At 68.1% G+C, this 19,654-nt stretch carries 20 protein-coding genes and 2 pseudogenes; 11 read left to right on the top strand and 11 right to left on the bottom strand.

The window, feature by feature from the left end; translation table 11 throughout:
- Nucleotides 1-287 precede the first annotated feature (287 nt).
- Nucleotides 288-1,940 (bottom strand): methyltransferase domain-containing protein, encoded by a 1,653-nt coding sequence (locus SLV14N_RS04945; protein ID WP_263268271.1) that lies wholly within the window; start codon nucleotides 1,938-1,940, stop codon nucleotides 288-290.
- A 383-nt stretch (nucleotides 1,941-2,323) separates the two neighbouring features.
- Between SLV14N_RS04945 and SLV14N_RS04950 the strand changes: the two genes are divergently transcribed.
- Nucleotides 2,324-2,701, top strand: a complete 378-nt coding sequence (locus tag SLV14N_RS04950) for a VOC family protein (protein WP_263268273.1) — start codon at nucleotides 2,324-2,326, stop codon at nucleotides 2,699-2,701.
- Nucleotides 2,702-3,351: 650 nt separating this feature from the next.
- Here SLV14N_RS04950 and SLV14N_RS04955 read toward each other — a convergent pair.
- The 4 genes and pseudogenes from SLV14N_RS04955 to SLV14N_RS04970 form a co-directional block, all read right to left on the bottom strand.
- Nucleotides 3,352-3,642: a hypothetical protein gene (locus SLV14N_RS04955; protein ID WP_263268274.1), complete on the bottom strand. Its 291-nt coding sequence runs from the start codon at nucleotides 3,640-3,642 to the stop codon at nucleotides 3,352-3,354.
- Nucleotides 3,639-4,274 (bottom strand): ParA family protein, encoded by a 636-nt coding sequence (locus SLV14N_RS04960; protein ID WP_317633694.1) that lies wholly within the window; start codon nucleotides 4,272-4,274, stop codon nucleotides 3,639-3,641. Before SLV14N_RS04960 ends, SLV14N_RS04955 begins: the two co-directional genes overlap by 4 nt.
- Before the next feature lie 427 nt (nucleotides 4,275-4,701).
- Nucleotides 4,702-4,845 (bottom strand): annotated as a pseudogene (locus SLV14N_RS04965) (IS5/IS1182 family transposase); the annotation flags it as partial.
- Nucleotides 4,846-4,898: 53 nt separating this feature from the next.
- Nucleotides 4,899-5,360 carry a MarR family winged helix-turn-helix transcriptional regulator gene (locus SLV14N_RS04970; RefSeq protein ID WP_263268276.1) on the bottom strand — a complete coding sequence of 154 codons (462 nt, stop codon included), beginning with the start codon at nucleotides 5,358-5,360 and terminating at the stop codon, nucleotides 4,899-4,901.
- A 79-nt stretch (nucleotides 5,361-5,439) separates the two neighbouring features.
- Here SLV14N_RS04970 and SLV14N_RS04975 point away from each other — a divergent pair, with 79 nt between their 5' ends.
- From SLV14N_RS04975 to SLV14N_RS04990, 4 genes are all read left to right on the top strand, one after another.
- Nucleotides 5,440-5,811, top strand: coding sequence for a VOC family protein (locus SLV14N_RS04975; protein WP_127154196.1), 372 nt, complete (start codon nucleotides 5,440-5,442; stop codon nucleotides 5,809-5,811).
- A 3-nt stretch (nucleotides 5,812-5,814) separates the two neighbouring features.
- Nucleotides 5,815-6,795 carry a DNA-3-methyladenine glycosylase gene (locus tag SLV14N_RS04980; protein WP_263268277.1) on the top strand — a complete coding sequence of 327 codons (981 nt, stop codon included), beginning with the start codon at nucleotides 5,815-5,817 and terminating at the stop codon, nucleotides 6,793-6,795.
- Nucleotides 6,796-7,135: 340 nt separating this feature from the next.
- Complete coding sequence (locus SLV14N_RS04985) at nucleotides 7,136-8,221, top strand: IS630 family transposase (protein ID WP_265872774.1); 1,086 nt, start codon at nucleotides 7,136-7,138, stop codon at nucleotides 8,219-8,221.
- A 45-nt stretch (nucleotides 8,222-8,266) separates the two neighbouring features.
- Entirely contained in the window at nucleotides 8,267-9,604 is a 1,338-nt protein-coding gene (locus SLV14N_RS04990; protein ID WP_263268279.1) for an IS630 family transposase, read from the top strand.
- A 35-nt stretch (nucleotides 9,605-9,639) separates the two neighbouring features.
- Here SLV14N_RS04990 and SLV14N_RS04995 read toward each other — a convergent pair whose 3' ends face one another.
- Both SLV14N_RS04995 and SLV14N_RS05000 read right to left on the bottom strand, forming a co-directional pair.
- Nucleotides 9,640-10,953, bottom strand: a complete 1,314-nt coding sequence (locus SLV14N_RS04995) for a cytochrome P450 (RefSeq protein ID WP_263268280.1) — start codon at nucleotides 10,951-10,953, stop codon at nucleotides 9,640-9,642.
- A 481-nt stretch (nucleotides 10,954-11,434) separates the two neighbouring features.
- Nucleotides 11,435-12,631 carry an IS110 family transposase gene (locus SLV14N_RS05000; RefSeq protein ID WP_263268281.1) on the bottom strand — a complete coding sequence of 399 codons (1,197 nt, stop codon included), beginning with the start codon at nucleotides 12,629-12,631 and terminating at the stop codon, nucleotides 11,435-11,437.
- Nucleotides 12,632-12,865: 234 nt separating this feature from the next.
- On the opposite strand from SLV14N_RS05000, the gene SLV14N_RS05005 reads away from it, so the two are divergent.
- On the top strand, nucleotides 12,866-13,603 hold the full coding sequence (locus SLV14N_RS05005) for an alpha/beta hydrolase (protein WP_263268282.1): 738 nt from the start codon (nucleotides 12,866-12,868) through the stop codon (nucleotides 13,601-13,603).
- Nucleotides 13,604-13,695: 92 nt separating this feature from the next.
- Nucleotides 13,696-14,151, top strand: coding sequence for a DUF5946 family protein (locus SLV14N_RS05010; RefSeq protein ID WP_208679911.1), 456 nt, complete (start codon nucleotides 13,696-13,698; stop codon nucleotides 14,149-14,151).
- Between the two features lie 86 nt (nucleotides 14,152-14,237).
- On the opposite strand, the gene SLV14N_RS38930 is transcribed toward SLV14N_RS05010, so the two are convergent.
- The 4 genes and pseudogenes from SLV14N_RS38930 to SLV14N_RS05025 all read right to left on the bottom strand — a co-directional run bounded on the left by SLV14N_RS38930 (nucleotide 14,238) and on the right by SLV14N_RS05025 (nucleotide 16,126).
- A complete protein-coding gene (locus tag SLV14N_RS38930) occupies nucleotides 14,238-14,498 on the bottom strand; it encodes a transposase (protein WP_317633732.1) in 261 nt (86 codons plus the stop codon).
- 245 nt (nucleotides 14,499-14,743) lie between these two features.
- Entirely contained in the window at nucleotides 14,744-15,001 is a 258-nt protein-coding gene (locus tag SLV14N_RS38765) for a winged helix-turn-helix domain-containing protein (protein WP_336298244.1), read from the bottom strand.
- A pseudogene (locus tag SLV14N_RS38770) lies at nucleotides 14,995-15,156 on the bottom strand (hypothetical protein); the annotation flags it as partial. The pseudogene SLV14N_RS38770 and the gene SLV14N_RS38765, both read right to left, overlap by 7 nt.
- 547 nt (nucleotides 15,157-15,703) lie before the next feature.
- Complete coding sequence (locus SLV14N_RS05025; RefSeq protein ID WP_208679912.1) at nucleotides 15,704-16,126, bottom strand: secondary thiamine-phosphate synthase enzyme YjbQ; 423 nt, start codon at nucleotides 16,124-16,126, stop codon at nucleotides 15,704-15,706.
- Between the two features lie 145 nt (nucleotides 16,127-16,271).
- Between SLV14N_RS05025 and SLV14N_RS38935 the strand changes: the two genes are divergently transcribed.
- The 4 genes from SLV14N_RS38935 to SLV14N_RS05040 all read left to right on the top strand — a co-directional run bounded on the left by SLV14N_RS38935 (nucleotide 16,272) and on the right by SLV14N_RS05040 (nucleotide 19,653).
- Entirely contained in the window at nucleotides 16,272-16,361 is a 90-nt protein-coding gene (locus SLV14N_RS38935; protein ID WP_362608349.1) for a putative leader peptide, read from the top strand.
- Nucleotides 16,362-16,758: 397 nt separating this feature from the next.
- Nucleotides 16,759-17,682 carry an ABC transporter permease gene (locus tag SLV14N_RS05030; RefSeq protein WP_263268283.1) on the top strand — a complete coding sequence of 308 codons (924 nt, stop codon included), beginning with the start codon at nucleotides 16,759-16,761 and terminating at the stop codon, nucleotides 17,680-17,682.
- Nucleotides 17,655-18,497: an ABC transporter ATP-binding protein gene (locus SLV14N_RS05035; protein ID WP_259670128.1), complete on the top strand. Its 843-nt coding sequence runs from the start codon at nucleotides 17,655-17,657 to the stop codon at nucleotides 18,495-18,497. The genes SLV14N_RS05030 and SLV14N_RS05035 overlap by 28 nt, the downstream gene beginning before the upstream one ends.
- Nucleotides 18,498-18,609: 112 nt before the next feature.
- The gene (locus SLV14N_RS05040) at nucleotides 18,610-19,653 is read left to right on the top strand and encodes an ABC transporter substrate-binding protein (protein WP_263268284.1); all 1,044 of its coding nucleotides are present in this window, start codon (nucleotides 18,610-18,612) and stop codon (nucleotides 19,651-19,653) included.
- Nucleotide 19,654 lies beyond the last annotated feature (1 nt).

The following is a 19,654-nucleotide window of genomic DNA, read 5'->3' on the forward strand; positions in this document are numbered from 1 at the left end:
GGCCCGACGCAGAGCACTGCTGCATCCGGGGCTTCCAGGCACGGCCCCTCGCCAGGGGCACCCGACACAGCCAGGGTAAGCGAACGCGCGTGCCCCAGGTGGACGGCGCTGGGCGCCGGGGAGGGAAGACGTGACTTCTCGGCCGTCGAAGCTGCGGACGGCCTCGCTGGGCGGGCCCCGCCGGGTGGCGTGGCCCGCCCGGCCGCACCCCGCGCGACCTCGCCGGTGGCCCGTCGCCGACACCGCTCCCGGCATCGGCGACGGCCTGGTGGCCGGTGGAAGGTTGCTCAGTCGTGGGCGTCGAGCCTGAAGTGGAAGATTCCCCAGGTGAGGTGCTTCTCGCGGCCACCGTCGATCCAGTGGCCGAGCCCCTTCTTCATCTGGGCGAGGTAGTCGTGACTGATCTTTCTGGCCAGCCCTTCGGCCTCTTGGTGCTTGGTCTCCTCAAGGACCCGCGTGTAGTGGTTCACCAGCTGCTCGCGGTGCTCTTCGAAGCCACCGTCGACAGCGGTGAATCCGAGCCGGTTCAGCTCGCGTGTGTAGAAGCCGGGCGAGCCCATGTCGTCCAGATGGATCCGGTCGAGAATCGGCTGCAGTACGTCGGTGGACCTGCCGTCCGCTGCCGCCATCGGGTCGGTGAAGATGAGATGGCCGCCGGGCCGCAGCACCCGCGCGATCTCCTCAAGGACCTGGACCCGGTTTCCGCTGTGCAAGAAGGCATCCTGGGACCAGATGACATCGCACTGGTCGTCCGGGTACGGGATGTCCTCGAAGGACCCGTCCACGACCTCAATCCTGTCGGTGAGCGCGCGGGCCGAGTTCAGCTCCTTGTGGCGCTGGTTCTCCACCTCGCTGAGATTGAGTGCCAGGACCCGGCAGCCGTACGCCTCTGCCAGGTACCGCGCCGAGCCACCGAACCCGGAACCGAGATCGAGCACCACGGAATCCCGGGACAGCTCCAGCTTCGACGCCATCCGCTCGACGGTGCGCCGACTGGCGTCCGCGATGGGCTCCACGGGGCTTTCGTAGAGGCCGATATGAATATCCTCGCCGCCCCACACCGTGGCATAGAAGGTGTCGGCGTCGGGCGAGTTGTAGTAGCTGCGGGCGGTACTGACCGCGCCCTCGTACTGCCCCTTGCCCTCCATCCGGTACTCCTTCTCCGCCACATGCACGAAGAAGTCCGGCTGCTCACCCCGGTAGGTGTGCTGGAAGTCGCCATAGGTCTCGACGCGCTGGAAACCCACGTCGGACATCAGTCGCCGGGTGTAGTCCTTTCGCAGCGGGAACATGTTGAGGTGGTACGTGGAGTTGTCCGGGAAGCTGTACCGCATACGGCACAGGCCCTCGTCGACATACTCCGGCTCCACGATGACATCCTCACCGCAGTAGTAGTACGTGTGCTTGCTCGTGTACCCGTCGTCCAGGATCGCATCGTAATTGCGCTGGTCCAGTACGAGAATTCCGTCATGCTTGAGCATCGCGTAGAACTCAGCCAGCGCCTTGCGCCGGTCACGCTCCGAGAAGAGATGCGTGAAGGAGTTGCCGAGGCAGACGATGGCGTCGTACTCCCCGTGGACGTCTCTGTTGAGCCACCGCCAGTCCGCCTGCACGACCCGCAGGATGTACCCTCCCTGCTTTGTGCCGTTTTCGAAGGCCCTCGCCAGCATCTCCGCGCTGCCGTCCGCGCTTACGGTTTCGAATCCGGCAGCCAGCAGCCGTACGGAGTGAAATCCTGTGCCCGCCGCGACGTCGAGCACACTCCTCACCCCCCATTTACGCAGCAGGTCGATGAAGAAGTTACCTTCGCTCTCCGCCCTCTTCTCCCAATCTATGAGCGCGTCCCACTTCTCGACAAAGCTGGGGACATACTCCTCCGTGTAGTGCCCGGTTTCACGTACTTCGACAGGGTTGTCGCCGAACTCTTGGGCCGGTTGCACGATAATGGAGATCCCTTCAGTTATGGGGAATCATGCCCTGGCGCGGCAGCCCAGGACGGCACAGGCTCCAGACCTTGGGAGCCGCGCGGTCTGAGCGCATCGCTATCCAAGATCGCGAGGTCTCATGCCCCCAAAGTTCGTATGCAGAGGCGGATTTGAGGCCAATAGCGGCCGTGGCCAGCGCCTTTCCTGTCTCAAGATTCTTTTGGGCGGCGGAGGCTACAGACACCTCATATATCGGGCAGTCGCGCGTGAATCATCACGTCGACGACAGTCGGTCGCGACCGAGAACCGCTTCAGGTCCTGTCGCCGCGATCTTCGGGGTGTGGGCGGCCAGGTCCGGCCGGTCCGTGCGCTCTCTGGTGGCCGCTTAGGATCTGGCCATGATCGCTGACCTGCAGTGCGTGGTACTGGACTGCCCTGATCCGGGGCAACTCGCCGAGTTCTACCGGTCGCTGCTCGGCGAGGCCGTCAATCAGCAGGACCGGCGATGGGCGCTCGGCGAGGACTGGGCGACACTGCACACGCCCTCCGGTCTGGTGCTCGCCTTCCAGCAGGCAGCGGGTTACCAGCCGCCACAGTGGCCTGATTCCGCTCGGCCTCAGCAGTTCCATCTGGACTTCGGCGTTCCGGACCTGGACCGAGCCCACGAACAGGTTCTGACCTTGGGCGCGACCATGCTGGATGCCGGCCCTGACGGGCGGGGCTGGCGCATCTACGCGGACCTGGCGGGGCACCCTTTCTGCCTGATCCGGCACTGAGAGGTCACAGGTAGCGATCGGCGTCGGCCACGGGTCACGATCTCAGCCAGATGTCATGGTGAACGTCCTCCCGTTGACGCTCCCGCGGACCACGTGGCCGGCTTCACACGGGACAGCCGCCGTACACCAGGCAGGCGCTTTCCACCTCCATCACAGGGCGATCGACCACGTTCAGGTCCGTACCGCGCAAGGCTTCTCCGTTTCGGGCACGCAGGGTGCGGAGAATTCGCGGCCAGCCCCAGGAAGATCTCGGTCAGCCCAGGAAGCTCAGTCGCACCTGGCGGTTCGGGTTGTCGACGTTGGTATCCACGAAACTCCGTAAAGTCAGGCCCCACCCTAAAGCGTGTCGCAGAACGCCCCCGGCGCGTGATTCCAGCCGTGATCGGGGTCGTCAGCGCGTCGATGCGTCCGCATTTCCTGTGACTTGCAGGTGTCATCAATTCTGGAAATGGACTACGCCGCGGGCTCGCTGATCGTTCTGCAGCACGCTTTAAGAGCTGTTCCGTAGCCGCCGTTTGCGGGTGAGATGATCTCGGCGCGGCTGGAGCGATACGGCGTCAGAGCCGTCTTGGACAGGCCATTTCGCCGGGTTGAACCAGGCCGCACGCGCCGGCAGCTCCAGGCAGGGCCCCGCCGTGCGAGCCGGCTGGTCAGCGACCCGAACCCGGAACCTCGCGCGGGGCGGACGAAGCCTGATCTCCGGGCCGAGAGACCCAGCCGACGGTGGCGGCCAGGGTACGCAGGACGGTAGCGCCGACGAACACCGCCGAGGAGACCGGCCATCCCATCCATCGCGTCAGATCACCTCGCAGGTCGGGATCGACCTCGACGGTCACCCGGATGTATCTGCTCTGCAACCTGGTGACCTTGGTGGACCGAGGTGCCGAGACATCCGGCCCGCGCCGCAATGCCGCGCGGTAGCTCTCCTTGCGCTGACTCATGCCTCATCCTGACGCTTGATCAGTTCCTCCGCGAAGTCCATGTACGCCGACCCCTTGGCCTGGACCGGGTTCCCGAAGGACTGGGCGTACAGGTCGAGCCGCGCGATATGGGTGTCCAGCACCTCGAAACCCCGCTCGGTGAGCGCCTCGCGAGCGTCCGCATCAGGCCCGGTGCGCGTGGCATCGGGACGGTTGGTGCGATTGAGCAGCACCGCCGAGCGGGCCGGCTCGGCACGCAGGGACTGCACGTCCGCCATCTCGCCCCGGATGGGTGCCATCCGGTCCAGTTCGATGGGGGCGGGGGTCACGGGCACGATCCACTCGCCGGCGTACCTCATGATGCTGCGGGCGATGCGGGGGTGGTCCTCCAGCTGGGGCGCATCGAGCACGACGGCCTGCCGGTCGCCGAGGAAGTCGTTCACGCGACGGTGCACGTCCCCCACCGGCAGAGCGATCACCGGAAACGGAAAGCCGTTGGCCAGCTCGCTCCAGCGCAGCGCGGAAGCGGCCGGGTCCCCGTCGACCAGCAGCGGCGACATACCCGACTCATAAAGCGCATGGGCCAGCCACACAGCACTCGTCGTCTTTCCGACGCCGGGCTTGAGATTCACAAACGCGCAACTCAAAGGCACAAGAAAGGACAATAACGGGCGCGATCATCCAATTTCGGTCGGCACGACGGCGTGGCCTCGTGGTTCACCCGCAAGCAGTGAGAAACGTCGGACGCCCGTTTGTGGTCGCGGCCGCCCCTGTGCGCCACCGGTTGTCCTTTACTGCCCCTCGCTGGATGGCATTCGGCCCCGCCCATCCGTACCGACCGCTCGGCTCGATCCCGCCCATCCGTTCCGACTACTCCGCTCGGTCCCGCCACGACCGACCCACGAAGCCTGGCGGAGCGGCGCGAACGGAACCTGGACGGCGCGGCCTCAGCCACCTGTTCGCGATCCTCGATCGGCTCACCCAGAAGGCGGCGATCCACAAGCCTCAAGGGCAACGCCCCTTGGACGCGCGCCCGCCCCTCGGCCGGATGCCGGAACCAGGCCGTTTCTTCCGGATCACCGCCTTGTCGGCCAGGACGGTGCCGGGCCGGACCCGTTGACCTCCGCGCTGCCGGGGGACCCGGATCTTGGCCATGACCAGCTCGAATGCGGGCGCGTCCCCTGCCTGGCCAGGCGTCAGGATGAGCGCGAGGGGTCTGCACCGGCTCGTGTGCCGCACGAACAGGATCGGCGGAGCTCACCGCCCCGGGAATGGGGTCATTCCTCCAGCGCTGCCGCCATGCGGTCGAGGTCGGCGAGAAGCACTGCCAGGCGCTGCGCCGGGATCGCTTCGACCATGCGCTGTTCGATGGCGTAGACGGCGGCCTGGACGGCGGCCAGGCGCGCGTTGCCCTCCTCGGTGAGGTGGGCGGGCCGGGCGCGGCCGTGGTCGGCGGTGGCGGGGCGGGTGATCAGTCCCGCTTCCTGCAGGCCCCGCAGGACGACGTTTCCGGATTGCCGGGTGACGAAGGTCGCGCGGGCGAGGTCGGCGTTGGACATGCCGGGATGCAGGGCCAGGAGTTCGAGGGTGGCGTACTGCGGCACGGTCAAGCCGTGCTCGCGCAGGACCTTGTCCATGGCCCCACGGAGGGCGGCCTGGGTGCGTTTGAGCAGGTATCCCACGTGTTGAGTGACGTCTTTCGTGGGGTGGGACGGTTCGGCCGACACGTTCTCCAGCATGTCAGCATTTTGACATACGCGACGCGGTCGCCTTAACCTCATGTATGTCAAAGTCCTGACATCGAATTCGAGGAGACCCATGACTGTCACCATCGACGGCCCCGACTTCGTCGCCCTGCAAGTGCGCGACCTGAACGCGGCAGCGGACTTCTGCGAGCAGCACCTCGGTCTGCGCCGGGCCGCGTTCTCGCCACCCCACGCGGTCGTCTTCGACACCAAGCCGACCCCCTTCGCCGTCCGCGAGCTCCTGCCGGGCGTCGACCTCGCCGACACCGCACGGCCCGGACTCGGCGCGGTGCTCTGGTTCCAGACCTCCGACGCCCATCAGCTCCACGACCAGCTCACCGCTGCCGGGATCAAGATCCTCACTCCGATCGCGGACAGCCCCTTCGGGCCGATGTTCTCCTTCGAGGGCCCCGAGGGCTACACCCTCACCGCGCACGGAGGCTGACCGTTGCCCGCCGTCACCCTCACCCCGGCCGGGCCCTTCTCCCTCGCCTCCGGCATCCGGTTCCTGGAGAGTTTCAGCCCCGCGAGCTACCACCACGCGGCGGACGGAATCCTCCGCCTGGCCTTCCCCGCCGACGACGGCGCCTCGGTCGTCGCGGCCGCCGTCCGGCAGTGGGCGAGGGCAGACGGCGGCACGGGAACGGTCCGGGCCGAATTCACCGTGCATCCCGGCACCCCGCACCCGGCGAAGGCAGTGACTGCAGAGGCAGCGGCCCATCAGGCCGTGCGGGCCCAACTCGCCCGCATCCTCTCGCTCGACGTCGACGCCACCGGATTCCCCGGCCTTGCCGCGGACCCCGTGGTGGCCGGGCTCGCGGCGGACCACCCGGGACTGCGCCCGGTGTGCTTCCACTCCCCCTACGAAGCCGCCACCTGGGCAATTATCGGCAACCGCATCCGCATGACCCAGGCAGCCGCCATCAAGGCCCGCATCGCCCACCAGCACGGACACCGCGTCCACATCGCAGGCCAGACCCTGCACGCATTCCCCACCCCCGCGGCCCTGCTCGCCATCACCCACGTGCCCGGCCTCACCGACATCAAGATCCAGCGGCTGCACGCGCTGGCCGAAGCGGCCCTCGACGGGAAACTCGACGCACCCCACCTGCGTGCACTGCCCGCCGACCACGCCCTCGCCGAACTGCGCGCCCTGCCCGGCATCGGCCCCTTCTCCGCCGAACTCATCCTCATCCGGGGAGCAGGACACCCCGACGTCTTTCCCCGCCACGAACCACGCGTCCACAAGGCCGTCGCCACCGCATACGGGCTCCCTGCCCCGACCACCGACGACGACGTCACCCAATTGGCCAAGATCGCCGATCGGTGGAAGCCCTACCGCAGCTGGATCGCCTTCCTGCTCCGCGTCCGCGCCCAGGACACTCCCCCGCCGGGCCCCGTGTGCCACGGCTCCCTGCCATCGTCATGACGTCGTCTTCCGCACTCGCTGAAATGAGTCGTCCTGTACTGAGAGGAGTCCACCGCGATGGCCGGCCCAGTCGAGGTCGCACTCGGCATCGGCCTGGGCGAGCAGGACGGTGAAGACCTTCCCCACGTGCCGTCGGCCGCCCACTTCCGCAGCCCATTGCGGACTCACTTCCCTCACCCCTTTCAAGCACCAACCAGGACGTGTCACCCGTCACCAACGTGCCGGGACGACACACCTAGTGAGCTGGTCTTGAGTTCTCGGGTCGCCACGTGAGTCGTGTTCTGTTTCAGATCTTGGCGTTCGGCTGAGGGGGCCGGTCTTCCCGCGCTGTGCTGGGGAGATGGGCGATACCAGGCTGGAGCCGTTGGTGTTAACAGGGGCCGAGCGGCTGATCTTGCAGAACTGGGCCAGACGCCGCACGACCGCGCAGGGTCTGGCGAAGCGGGCACGGATCGTGTTGGCGTGTGCTGACGGGCTGAACAACACCGCGGCAGCCGCACGGCTGGCCACCGACCGCAAAACGGTGCGTCGGTGGCGCACACGGTTCCTGCGCGACCGGCTCGACGGGCTGTCCGACGAGCCACGGCCCGGTGTCCCGCGCACCATCACCGACGCCCAGGTGGAGGAGGTGGTGGTGCGCACCCTGGAAGAGACCCCGCAGGGGGCGACGCACTGGCCGAAGCGGGAGATGGCCCGGCAGGTGGGGATCTCGCCCACGAGCGTGCTGCGGATCTGGCGGGCGTTCGGCCTCCAGCCATGGCGGACCGAGGTTTTCAAGATCTCCCCGGACCCGCTGCTGATCGACAAGATCCGCGACGTGGTCGGTCTCTACCTGGCTCCGCCGGCGAACGCGGCAGTGTTCGCGGTGGACGAGAAACCGCAGATCCAGGCACTTGAGCGGACCGCTCCGGTGCTGCCGATGCTGCCTGGAGTGCCCGAACGGCGCAGCTTCGACTACGTCCGGCACGGCACCATCGACTTGTTCGCTGCGCTGAACACCGCGACCGGAAAAGTGATCGGAAAGCTCTCGGCCCAGCACCGGGCCGTGGACTTCCGCGACTTCCTCGACGAGATCGACCGCCAGACCGAGCCCGGCCTGGCGGTCCACGTCATCTGCGACAACCTCCGCACCCACAAAGCACCTGTCGTGCACAAGTGGCTGCTTGCGCATCCCCGGTTCGAGCTGCACTTCACACCCACGTACTCATCCTGGATCAACCAGGTCGAGCGGTGGTTCGCCGAACTGCAACGGCGCTGCCTCGAACGCGGCGTGTTCTGCTCACTGGACGAGCTGACGGCCACCCTTGAGGACTGGATCAAGACCTGGAACGACCAGGCCCGGCCCTTCAGATGGACCAAGACCGCAGACCAGATCATCGACCGCATCTGCCGCTACTACGACAAGATCTCCGGACCAGCTCACTAGTGTGATGCGCCAGAAATGACGAGACTAAGTCTGTAGGCTGTTTTCATGGTGTCTCGGGGTCCTCGTGCTGTCGAAGTCGTGCTGTCTGCCGAGGAGCGGGCGGAGCTGGCGCATTGGGCGGGTGGTGCGGTGTCGGCCCGTGTGGCAGAGCGGGCCCGGGTCATTCTGGCCTGTGCGGAGGGAGCGTCAAATACCGGTGTAGCAGCGGACTTCGGGGTGTCGACGGAGACGGTGCGCAAGTGGCGTTCGCGGTTCGTGGCCCGGCGGATGGCGGGCCTGGTGGACGAGCCGCGGACGGGTCGGCGCAAGCCGGAGCTGGTGCTCTCCGAGGCTGAGCGTGCGGAACTGAGGCGCTGGGCGCGGCGGGCGAAGACCGCGCAGTTCCTGGCGCTGCGGGCGAAGATCGTGCTGCGGTGCGCGGAAGACGGGACGAACAAGGAGATCGCCGCCGAACTCGGTGTATCGCAGGGAACGGTGAATCGCTGGCGGTCGAGGTTCCTCCGGTTGCGGCTGGACGGGCTGACCGATGAGCCGCGTCCCGGCAGGCCGCCCTCGATCCTGCTGGACCAGGTCGAGGACGTGCTCACCGCGACGCTGGAGTCCACCCCGGGAAAGGACACCCACTGGTCGCGGGCCTCGATGGCGAAGCACTCAGGGCTGTCGAAGTCCACCATCGGGCGGATCTGGAAGAAGTTCGACCTCAAGCCTCATCTCCAGGACGCCTTCAAGCTCTCCACCGACCCGCAGTTCATCGCGAAGGTCGTCGACGTCGTCGGCCTGTACCACGATCCGCCCGAGAAAGCGGTGGTGCTGTGCGTGGATGAGAAGAGCCAAATCCAGGCGCTGGACCGGTCCCAGCCGGTGCTGCCGATGATGCCGGGCATGCCCGAGCGCCGTACCCACGACTACCTGCGGCGCGGCATCACCAGCCTGTTCGCCGCCTTCAATATCGCCGACGGCAGCGTCATATCGGAGCTGCACCGCCGCCACCGGGCGATCGAGTTCAAGAAGTTCCTGGTCACGATCGACAAGGCCGTGCCCGCCGGCCTCGACGTCCACCTGGTCTGTGACAATTACGCCACCCACAACACCGCCGAGATCAAGACGTGGCTGGGCAAGCATCCCCGCTTCCACGTCCACTTCACCCCCACCGGCTCCTCCTGGATGAACCAGGTCGAGCGGTGGTTCGGCCTGCTGACCGACAAGCTCATCCGCCGCGGGGTGCACACCTCCGTGAAGGCCCTGGAGCAAGACATCAGGGCCTGGATCGACGGATGGAACGAGAACCCCAGGCCCTTCACCTGGACCAAGACCGCCGACGAGATCCTCAACTCCCTCGCCGACTACCTCACCAAAATCAACCCGCCGACCACTGAAACCTGAAACAGACTTAGTCTCGTCATTTCAGGCGCATCACACTAGAGGTCCCGTGGCCGCACCATCATCCGGATCCCGTCCCGCGCCCACAGCACGAACCGTTCCACCGGCGTCACTTCGTGCCCCGGCGCGGGCCGAAAGCGCAGGCGCTTGAGGAGGACGGTCAGGACAAGCTGGGCCTCGACCGTGGCCAAAGCGGCGCCCTCGCAGCTGCGTGGCCCGATCCCGAAGGGGACGTACGCGAGCCGCGGCCGCTTGGCCACCTCCTGCGGCGTGAACCGCTCGGGATCGAACCGCTCGGGATCGGGCCAGTGCTCAGGGTTCAGGTGCACCGCCCAGAACGGATAGAACACCGTCGTCCCGGCCGGGATCTCGTACGGGCCCAGAACCAGGTCCTCGGTCGTCAGGCGTGCGCCGTACGGGCCGGGCGGGAACAGGCGCATCGACTCCTTGAGCACCATGTCCAGATACGTGAGCCGCCGCAGATCACCGTAATCGGGCGTGGCGCGCTCGCCCAGCACCTGGTCCAGTTCGGCGGCGACGCGATCGGCCGCTTCGGGATGGCGGCCCAGCAGGTGCAGTGTCCACGAGACGGCGACGCCGGTGGTGTGGTGGGCGGCGAGCAGCGTCACCATCACGGTGTCCCGGATCCGCGCCGGGCTCTGACCGGCCTCGACGAGCGCCCCGATCAGGTCGCTGCGGTCGGTGCGGCCGCCCGAGCGGTGCGCCGCCACCACGCGGTCGACCGTCTCACGCAGATATGCAAGGGCCACCTCGGCCCGCTCCGCCGACCGCGGGTCGGCCCGCGGCACCTGGTAGAGCCGCCCGAGGTGCTCGGTGAGCACCTCCTCGAACGCGGCGACGACACGGTCCGTGTCGGTTTCCGCGCCGCCGAGCGCGAAGCCGCAGATCATACGGAGCGACAGCGCGGTCAACTCCTTTTGCAGCTCGACGGGTTCGCCGTCGGCCTGCCCCGCCCAGCGGTCCGCGAGCTCACGCGCCAGCTCGGTGAAGCGCGCGAAGTGCCGCTCGTGAGCCGGCCGTCCGGCGAGCACCGAGAGCAGTAGTCGGCGCCAGGGGGTGTGCTCGTCGGCGGGTAGCACTTGCAGGTTGCCGGCCTCGCACAGCGGGTCCAGGAACGCGAACAACTCCTCGGGCCGCGCGTCGAGGTGCGCCGTGACCTCCAGAAGCACGGGATCGGCGACCGACACGGCCGTGTCCGCGCCCGGTAGTTGGAAGCGCACGACGGGTCCGTGCGCCTCGTGCAGGAGCAACTGGTACCGGTGCAGCCCGCCCGCGGCCGCAATGGCGCTCAGCCCGCCGTCCTCCTGGTGCTCGGGTCCGGGGATACGCATAACGCTGCCTCCTGTCCCAAGTCCTGACCTCGATCGAGTCCGTTCCGAGGGGCCCCTCAACTCGCCCTTGCATCAGCCGGTTTCCCCCCGTCCCCGCTTCCCTACCCCACGGCGGGTCCCGTGCCCGCACCGGCCTCGGCAAGCATTTCGCGGATCACGGAGGGGCGTTGTGCGCCAGCACCGGGCTGGTGTCGCGGTGTCACAGACGCTCGACCACTGGGCCGGCGTGAGTGCGGCGTATCGCCTCCGCGGCCGTGTCCTATGTGGTGAGGCGGCATCCGGCCGCGGAGCCGCTGCAAAAACCCGTTGGCGGACCACGGCGACCACTGCTACCTTCCGGAAGGCCGTGCGAGAGAACGAGGAGGTGGTACCCGTGAACGCAGTATCGACATGGGTGCTCCCCTCCGGGGTCACGGTCGGGCGATAGGTCGTCCGGGAGCGCCGTTCAAGCGCACTCCCGAAAGGCTTCCCAATGCTGATGTCAAGCCGCTGCTGTAACAGGTGGTGCGGCTTGGTAGCACGCTCCGTCACGGATCATGGCCCACAGAACATTGACGCGACGGCGCGCGAGTGCCAGCAGCGCCTGCTTGTGCCCTTTCCCTTCAGCCCGTTTGCGCGCGTAGTACGCCTTCGAGGCCGGACAACTCTTCAGGCTCGACAGCGCGGAGAGATACATCGCGTTGAGCAGTCCGCGGTGGAAACGGCGGGGTCTGCGGAGGTTCCCGCTGACGCGGCCGGAGTCACGCGGGGCCAGTGCCAGGCCGGCGTAGCCGGCAAGCCGGTCGGCACTGCCGAACGCGTCCATGTCGCCGCCGGTGGCGGCGATGAACACCGCCCCCATCTGCTTGCCCATGCCGGGCAGGCTGAGGATCACCTCGGCGTGCGGGTGCTCGCGAAACCGGGCCTCGATCAGCGCATCGACTTCCGCGATCTCCTCATCGAGGGCCATCACCCCCTTCGCGAGGCGGACCACCATGGCGGCGGCCAGCTTCTCGCCGGGCAGGGACGTGTGCTGGCACTCGGCGGCCTCCACCGCTGTCCTGGCGAGTGCGGCGGCACTGCGGACCTTGCGGTTGCGCAGCCACGTCTCGATGCGCTTCGCGCCTGCCCGGCGGATTGCCGCCGGGGTCTGGTAGCCCGTCAGCAGAACGACGGGCCCCTTGTTGGTCAGCTCCAGATTGCGTTCCAACGCCGGGAAGATTTCCAGCAGTTGGGCCCGCAGCCGGTTGATCTGGCGAGTGCGGTCGCACATCAGGTCGGTGCGGCGGGTGGTGAGTGTGTGCAGGTCCACGGCAATCTCGTCACCGGGGCGCAGCAGGCCCAGGTCGCGGCGCATGCGGGCCTGGTCGGCGATGACGAAGGCGTCCTTGGCGTCGGTCTTGCCCTCGCCCCGGTAGGAAGCCGAGGCGCGGTGCACGGCCAGGCCGGTGAGGTAGGCCATCGGCTGGTCGTGGCTGAGCAACAGCCCGATCAGCAGGGCCGCTCCGCCGTGGTTGAGGTCGACGGCCCACAGCACATCGGTGTCGAGGGCCAGGACGTCGCCGATCAGTTCCAGCAAGGCCGTCTCGTCGTTCAGGACCCGGCGGGACAGCAGACGTTCACCGTTCGCGTTGAGCACCACGCAGTGGTGGTGTTCCTTGCCGATGTCCATTCCGGCCCATATTCGGGGCACAGTCACCTCCGCCAACTCATCGCACGTTCACAGCCCAGCAGACGACCTCGCCGACGTTGCCCTACACAGCGATCGAGTCGCATCTCCCAATTGGCGGTCGAGTCGTCGCAGGGCTCCGGGCGGCCAAGCCTTTCCGGCCATCTCACGGCGCCGCCATGCCAGCCATACCCAGAGCCCCCGGGTCCCGCTGATCTTACGAGTGACCAGTTCGAACCCAAGACAAGAAAGTAGGGCACGACCATGCACTTCACTTCTGAACAGCACCTCGACGACAGCGTCCTCGAACGCGAATTCACCCTCGGCGAGATCCCCGGCATCCTGTGGACGCCCACATCCGCCTCCGCACCGGCGCCGCTGATCCTGCTCGGCCACCCTCCGCTCGGACTGCGCACGATGTACCCCCGGCTGGCGGGGCGGGCCCGGCACGCCGCGGCGGATGGCTTCGCCGCGGCCACCATCGAGCTCCCCGGGAGCGGTGACCGGCCCCGTTGGGCCGCCGCCGAGCAGGCCCGCGCCGACCTGCGCCGGGCTATGGAGGCCGGCGAGCCGGCCGGCGACGAGATCATCGACGCCCTCGTCCTCCCGCTCGTCGAACAGTCGGTCCCGGAATGGCAGGCCGCCCTGGACGCCCTCCTGTCGCTGCCCGAGATCGGCGGCCCGGTCGGGTACTCGGGGGGAGTGATCTCCATCGGCATCCGACTTGCGGTGGTCGAGCCGCGCATCTCGGCCGCCGTACTGTTCGCCGGGAGTCTCGTGCCCGCCGCCATGTTCGAGGAGGCCCGCCGGGTCACCATTCCGCTGCACGTCCTGCTGCAGTGGGACGACGAAGGGAACGACCGGCAGGCGGCCCTGGACCTGTTCGACGCCTTCGGCTCCAAGGAGAAGACGCTGCACGCCAACATGGGCGGGCACAGCGGCGTCCCGCAGTTCGCGGGGGACGCCGCAGCCCGGTTCTTCGCGCGGCATCTGCGCTACTGAGCTTGAATATGTGATGTCGGTGCCGGCCAGGATTTCAGCTGCGCGACTGTCGCGAACGTCCTACGCTGCGCTTCGACGATCAAGGAGAAGGCATGGAATCCTGCGCGGAGTGCGGTGTGTCCGTGGGCCCACGATCCTGTGGCGATCTTTTCCATGCCTTGCTCGCGTTGGACCATGAGCGGCAGGCACCGTGGGGGCCGTTGCACGGCGTCTCGGTCTCTTGCTTCCTGTTCCAGCACCCCAGTCGGCTTCCCGCTGACGGCGGTGCGATGGCATGGGCGCTCCTGCACACCTATCTCGAAGGCGGCCTCAGCGAAGTGAACCGGCTTGTCGGTCGGGCTCGTCGTGGCAACTCCCATCGGGTGACGGGCATGCCTTCACGAGTCGCCTGCGAGGCAGCACTGCCGCAACGGGACGCGCCGCCGCCCCGTTTCTCTGTGACGATCGAAGATGTCGCTGTCGACGGGACGTTCCCCGCCGAAGAGTTCACGGAACGCGTCAGGGCCTGGGCCGCCGCCACAGTCGACGCGTGGAGCCGCAGCACGTGACCGGCCGTGGGCCCGTCGAGGAGTGAGCCCACAGCCTGCCTGGGATGCTGAACGTGACATGGGTGATGCCGGTCAGCCATCCATGGTCAGGCCGGTGCCGGTGAGGCAGCTGTCGACCAGGTCCGGACGGTACTGGATCTGCTTGAGCCCGTGCTGACGGCCCTGGTGATCTGGCCCAGGTCGGCTGCGGCGAAGTTGCCGATGTCGCGTGTGACCAGCGACCAGGCGCCCTCCTGGGGGTTCAGGTCCGGTGCATACGGCGGCAGTTGGAAGACGGTGAGCCAGTCGGCGTTCGCGGCGATGAACTCCCGCAGTGGGCGGTCAGGTGGATGCGGACCTTGTCCCAGACCAGCACGATCGGACCTCCGAGCTGGATGCGGGCCCGGATGAGCAGGTCACGGAAGTCGCGCCGGCCGAAGCCCTTGGGCTGGTCCTGCGCCCGTTGTACTCGCGGACCGCGTAGAGCATCCGGGACCGCTCGCCCGGTCTGTAGCAGGTCATGCTCGCTATCGAGACCGGCCGGAACCCCGTCCGCGTACCCGGACGACCGGGGTGTGGCCGAGGCGACCCCAGGTCCTTGCGCGCGGCGGAGTCATCGACTGGCCGGCCTCGTCCTCAAACACGATCCAGCCGCCGCACTCCGCCGCGGTGCTCTCACCCGCGGCCAGACCTCCTTCTTCCACAGCTCGACCGCCTCGTCGTCACGTTCGATGGCCCGGCGCACGGGCTGCTGCCAGGACCAGCCGTGCCGCTTGAGCAGCCGCACGTGCCCTCCACCGTGCAGGAGACGCGGAACAGCCGCCCGATCAGCGTCTTCACCCGCGCCGGCGTCCACCGCTGGTCCACCCACCCGTGAGCAAGCGGACCGCGCTCCAGTTCCCGCTCCAGCCTGGCGATCTGCGCGGGGCCGAGTCTCCGGCGGCCGGGCGAGCCCTTCGACAGGACACCAGCCTCGCCGCGTTCACGCCAGGCCCGACGCCACCGCTCCACCGACCGCTCGCTCACCCGCAAATGACCGCGATCTCCCGGCTCTTCTCCCGCGCCCGAAGCGTTCCACGGCCTCCAGCCGGATCCGCTCCCGCATAGGCCTCCCGGCGTCGGTCACCGGCCGCCCTGCGCGTATCTCACGCCACAGGGCTACCGCAGCCAACCAACCACCCGCAGGCGAACCGGCCCGACATCACCCGATCAAGTTCAGTAGCCGCGGGCCGGCGCTGCAAGGCCAGTAGACGGTAGGCGGTGCCGGCCAGCACGCCACCGCCATCAAGGACAACGACAGGCGCTGGCTCCCCTGCGCGGTTCAGGCGGGCCGCTTCGCTACTGGAGGTGTGAGGTGTTGCGCTCCGGGTCGGCAAGAATACGGCGACGAGGTCGTCATATGGCCCCGCTCGTCACGAAACCACGGGCCGAGCTTGGGTCGGGTGACCGGGTCCATGACTCCCCGATACCTCCCAGTCGTCGGCCCGCCGATGATGTGCCCCCCGACAGATGCCGCGGCTGTCAGCACGTCCTCCCGTTGACGCTCCGTGGACGACGTGGCCAGCCAACTTGGTCACCCCAGGAAACTCAGTCGCACCTGGCGGTTCGGGTTGTCGACGTTCGTGTCGACCAGGCACACGGACTGCCAGGTGCCCAGCTCCATGCGGCCCGCTACCACGGGGAGGGTGGCGTGGGGTGGGACGAGGGCCGGCAGGACGTGGTCTCGGCCGTGGCCCGGGCTGCCGTGGCGGTGGCGCCAGCGGTTGTCGGCGGGCAGGAGGTCGTGCAGTGCGGCCAGGAGGTCGTCGTCGCTTCCTGCGCCGGTTTCCAGTACGGCGATACCGGCCGTGGCGTGCGGGACGAAGATGTTCAGCAGGCCGTCGCGGCCGTCTGCCGCCTCGCGGAGGAAAGCGGCGCAGTCGGCGGTGAGGTCGGTGACGGACTCCGTCGAGCCGGTGGTGACGGCAAGGGTGCGGGTGGTGAATGCGGTGCTCATGCGTTCATTTTCGTATGGACGGCCCGCCCTTGTCCGCACCCCCGCGGGTGTCGCCCGCAATGCCATATCCATGCTCCGGCAACAAAGGTCCATCAGCCGAGACGACGTTTGACCCCTGTTGGAGCGCACCGCTACGTTCAGCGACATGTCTACATCAGCCCTGCTCACCACGCGCGGTCACATCGACCTGGTGCGGGTGGCCTCTGCCGCGTGTCGCCGCGGCGGCCGTTGCTGATGCACTGCTGTCCTTGATGGCGTTGCCGGCGCTGAGGACGATGCTGATGCCACTGATGTCGCTGACACCGCTGATGCCGCTGATGCCGTTTTAGGGCTTTTGCTTTTCGCGGCTTGGGGTGTGGCAGCTCTGGTCGCTCTTTAGCTCTGTGTCCCTGTGGCCTTGTGTCCCTGTGCCCTTGTGACCCGGTGGACTTGTCGCCCGGTGACCTTGTGGCGTTCCTGGGTTTTGCCGCGGCCTGCGTTCGGCCCTTCCGTTGTTGCCGGTTGGCTCGGATTTCCAGTTCGCGGTTCCTTCGCTGCTGTCCGGGGGCTGGGTCGTGGGGCGTCCTGGCAGGCGACCGCGGCTCGCCTCCCCTCCCCTCCCCTCCCTCAGTTCCTCTCCCCGTGGAGCCTTTATGACTCTCGATCAGGCCGTGTCCGGCCATGCCCCACCCGATAGCGCCGCTGACGCAGCGCGACCGTCGCTCTCCACGGACGTGAAGGCGCGGGCTGAGTCCGCTTCCCGTGGCGGCGGGCCCGTGCTCGACCGTGTCGTTGCGGTTTCGGGGCGGCGGCGGTCGGTGCCGCGGTGGTTGCGGCGGGCGGTGGGGCCCGTAGCGCTGTTGGTGTTGTGGCAGGTCCTCAGTGCGAGCGGGGCGCTGGAGGAAGACATCCTGGCGTCGCCCGGCACCATCGCTGCCACTGCCGGGGATCTGTTGTCGGACGGGACGCTGCCGTCGGCGATGCTGGTTTCTCTCCAACGGGTCGCGGTGGGGCTGGTGTTGGGCGGGGTGACCGGCGTGGTGCTGGCGCTCGCCTCGGGGCTTTCGCGGCTTGGCGAGGACCTTGTGGACGCCACTGTGCAGATGCTGCGCTCCATCCCGTGGGTGGGCGTGATTCCGCTGTTCATCATCTGGCTGGGGATCGGTGAGGCGCCCAAGATCGCGTTGATCTCGCTGGGTGTGGCCTTTCATCTGTATCTGAACGTCTATGCCGGTATCCGTGGTGTGGATGCCCAGTTGGTGGAGGCCGGGACCTCGCTGGGGCTGAGCCGGTGGGGGCTGATCCGGCATGTGGTGCTGCCGGGTGCGCTGCCGGGTGCCATGACCGGGCTGCGCTACTCGCTGGCCACCGCCTGGCTCGCGCTGGTCTTCGGTGAGCAGGTCAATGCCGATGACGGCCTCGGTTTCCTGATGAACCAGGCCAGGGAATTCTTCCGCACCGACGTGATCGTGGTGTGCCTGGTGGTCTACGCGATCCTCGGGCTCATCGCCGACTTCCTCGTCCGTACCCTCGAAAGGCTGCTGCTGCAATGGCGACCGACGTTCACGGGTCAGTGACCGACACCGCGACCGGGAAGGGCCCGCGGTCCGCGCCTTCCGGTGCCGCCGTACAGGTGGCGGGGCTGGTGCGCGCCTTCGATGACCGTGCCGTCATCGATGATCTGCAACTGACCGTCCGGCCGGGTGAGTTCGTGGCGCTGCTCGGGCGCAGCGGCTGCGGTAAGTCGACCCTGCTGCGGGTGCTGGCCGGGCTCGACAGGGAGATCGAGGGTGAGGTGCTGGTGCCGCGCCGGAAGGCCGTGGCGTTCCAGGCGCCGCGGCTGATGCCCTGGAAGCGGGTCTGGCGCAATGTGCTGTTGGGGCTGCCGGGACGCCCCGCACGTGAGGCTGCTGTAACAGCGTTGGACGAGGTCGGGCTCGGTCATCGGGCGGATGCCTGGCCGAAGACGCTGTCCGGCGGTGAGGCGCAGCGCGCGTCGCTCGCCCGGGCGCTGGTGCGTGAGCCCGATCTGCTGCTGCTCGACGAACCGTTCGGGGCGCTCGACGCGCTGACCCGGATCAAGGCCCAACGCCTGGTGGCCGAGCTGTGGCGGGAGCGGGGCTGCGCGGTGCTGCTGGTCACCCATGACGTGGAGGAGGCCCTGCTGCTCGCCGACCGGGCGCTGGTGATGGAGGGCGGCCGGATCGCGTACGAGACCACGGTGGATCTGCCGCGGCCGCGCGATATCTCCGATCCGCGGTTCGGTGCCCTGCGCGCCCGGTTGCTCGACCGGCTCGGTGTGGAGGGCAGCACGGAGGACGGGGCGGGAGGGGCGGATCCCGCGGAGGTCACGGACGACCGCTCCGCTGCGGCGGCTGCTGCCGCTGCCTGACCACGCCGGGAAGCGGCTTATCACTCCCCGGCCACACGAAGGCCGACCGTCCGAAGACCGACCGTTCCGAAGACCGACCGTTCCACCATTCCAAGATTGAAACGGACACCCCATGAGAGCACGCCACCTCGCCCCGGCCGCCCTGCTGCTTCCGTTCACCCTGCTGCTGGCCGCCTGCGGTGGTTCGTCGCGGGCCGAGGGGGGCGGGGGGACCGGGAGCGGGACCGACGGCAAGGGCTCGCTGACCCTCAACGTCGGTGACCAGAAAGGCGGTTCGGAGGCTTTGCTGCGGGCCGCCGGAGAGCTGGACGACCTTCCGTACAAGATCAAGTGGTCGACGTTCACCTCGGGCCCGCCGCTGCTGGAGGCGGTGAACGCCGGGGCGGTGGATGTCGGCGCGGTCGGCAACACCCCGCCCGTGTTCGCCGCCGCGGCGAAGTCGAAGATCAAGGTGATCGCCGGGTCGCACAGCAGGTCGGACGGCGAGACCATCCTCGTGAAGAAGGACTCCCCGCTCAAGCGGCCGGCGCAGCTGAAGGGCAAGTCGGTCGCCGTGGCCCAGGGCAGCTCCGCGCACTACCAACTCGTCGCCTCGCTGAAGAAGGCCGGGCTGACGACGAAGGACGTCACGCTCAACTACCTTCAGCCGGCCGATGCGCTCGCCGCGTTCACCCGGGGGAAGGTGGATGCCTGGGCGGTGTGGGATCCGTACACCTCGCAGGCCCTGGATCAGGCCGACGCACGTGTGCTGACCACCGGTCAGGGCCTCGTCAACGGGCTCAGCTTCCAGGTTGCCGCGCCGGCCGCGCTGGACGACAAGAAGAAGTCGGCGGCGCTCAAGGACTACACCGACCGGCTGCGGCGGGCACAGAACTGGGTGTTCAAACACCCCGACGTCTGGGCGAAGGCCTGGGCGAAGGAGACCGGACTGCCGGACAAGGTGGCGCTGGACGCGGTCAGGCGCACCCGGGGGACGGCGGTCGCGGTGGCCGTGGACAAGGCCGCCGTCGCCTCCGAGCAGCAGATCGTCGACTCGTTCGCGGCGCTGAAGCTGATCCCCCGCTCCTTCGACTTCGGGGAGTTCGTCGACCCCCGTTTCAACGGTGACCTGCCGCCTTCGGGCACGGCGCCGCGTACCTATGGAAAGGCCCACTGAG

Source organism: Streptomyces sp. Je 1-4 4N24 (assembly GCF_026239515.1).
Classification (GTDB): Bacteria; Actinomycetota; Actinomycetes; order Streptomycetales; family Streptomycetaceae; genus Streptomyces; species Streptomyces nigrescens.

What these genes read in the sequence shown, in the direction of transcription:
- SLV14N_RS04985 (WP_265872774.1), top strand. Translation starts at nt 7,136, where the DNA reads ATGGGCGATACCAGGCTGGAGCCGTTGGTGTTAACAGGGGCCGAGCGG.
- SLV14N_RS05035 (WP_259670128.1), top strand. Translation starts at nt 17,655, where the DNA reads ATGGCGACCGACGTTCACGGGTCAGTGACCGACACCGCGACCGGGAAG.
- SLV14N_RS04975 (WP_127154196.1), top strand. Translation starts at nt 5,440, where the DNA reads ATGACTGTCACCATCGACGGCCCCGACTTCGTCGCCCTGCAAGTGCGC.
- SLV14N_RS05040 (WP_263268284.1), top strand. Translation starts at nt 18,610, where the DNA reads ATGAGAGCACGCCACCTCGCCCCGGCCGCCCTGCTGCTTCCGTTCACC.
- SLV14N_RS04955 (WP_263268274.1), bottom strand. Translation starts at nt 3,642, where the DNA reads ATGAGTCAGCGCAAGGAGAGCTACCGCGCGGCATTGCGGCGCGGGCCG.
- SLV14N_RS05030 (WP_263268283.1), top strand. Translation starts at nt 16,759, where the DNA reads ATGACTCTCGATCAGGCCGTGTCCGGCCATGCCCCACCCGATAGCGCC.
- SLV14N_RS04970 (WP_263268276.1), bottom strand. Translation starts at nt 5,360, where the DNA reads ATGCTGGAGAACGTGTCGGCCGAACCGTCCCACCCCACGAAAGACGTC.
- SLV14N_RS05010 (WP_208679911.1), top strand. Translation starts at nt 13,696, where the DNA reads ATGGAATCCTGCGCGGAGTGCGGTGTGTCCGTGGGCCCACGATCCTGT.
- SLV14N_RS04990 (WP_263268279.1), top strand. Translation starts at nt 8,267, where the DNA reads ATGGTGTCTCGGGGTCCTCGTGCTGTCGAAGTCGTGCTGTCTGCCGAG.
- SLV14N_RS38935 (WP_362608349.1), top strand. Translation starts at nt 16,272, where the DNA reads ATGTCTACATCAGCCCTGCTCACCACGCGCGGTCACATCGACCTGGTG.
- SLV14N_RS05025 (WP_208679912.1), bottom strand. Translation starts at nt 16,126, where the DNA reads ATGAGCACCGCATTCACCACCCGCACCCTTGCCGTCACCACCGGCTCG.
- SLV14N_RS04995 (WP_263268280.1), bottom strand. Translation starts at nt 10,953, where the DNA reads ATGCGTATCCCCGGACCCGAGCACCAGGAGGACGGCGGGCTGAGCGCC.
- SLV14N_RS05005 (WP_263268282.1), top strand. Translation starts at nt 12,866, where the DNA reads ATGCACTTCACTTCTGAACAGCACCTCGACGACAGCGTCCTCGAACGC.
- SLV14N_RS04950 (WP_263268273.1), top strand. Translation starts at nt 2,324, where the DNA reads ATGATCGCTGACCTGCAGTGCGTGGTACTGGACTGCCCTGATCCGGGG.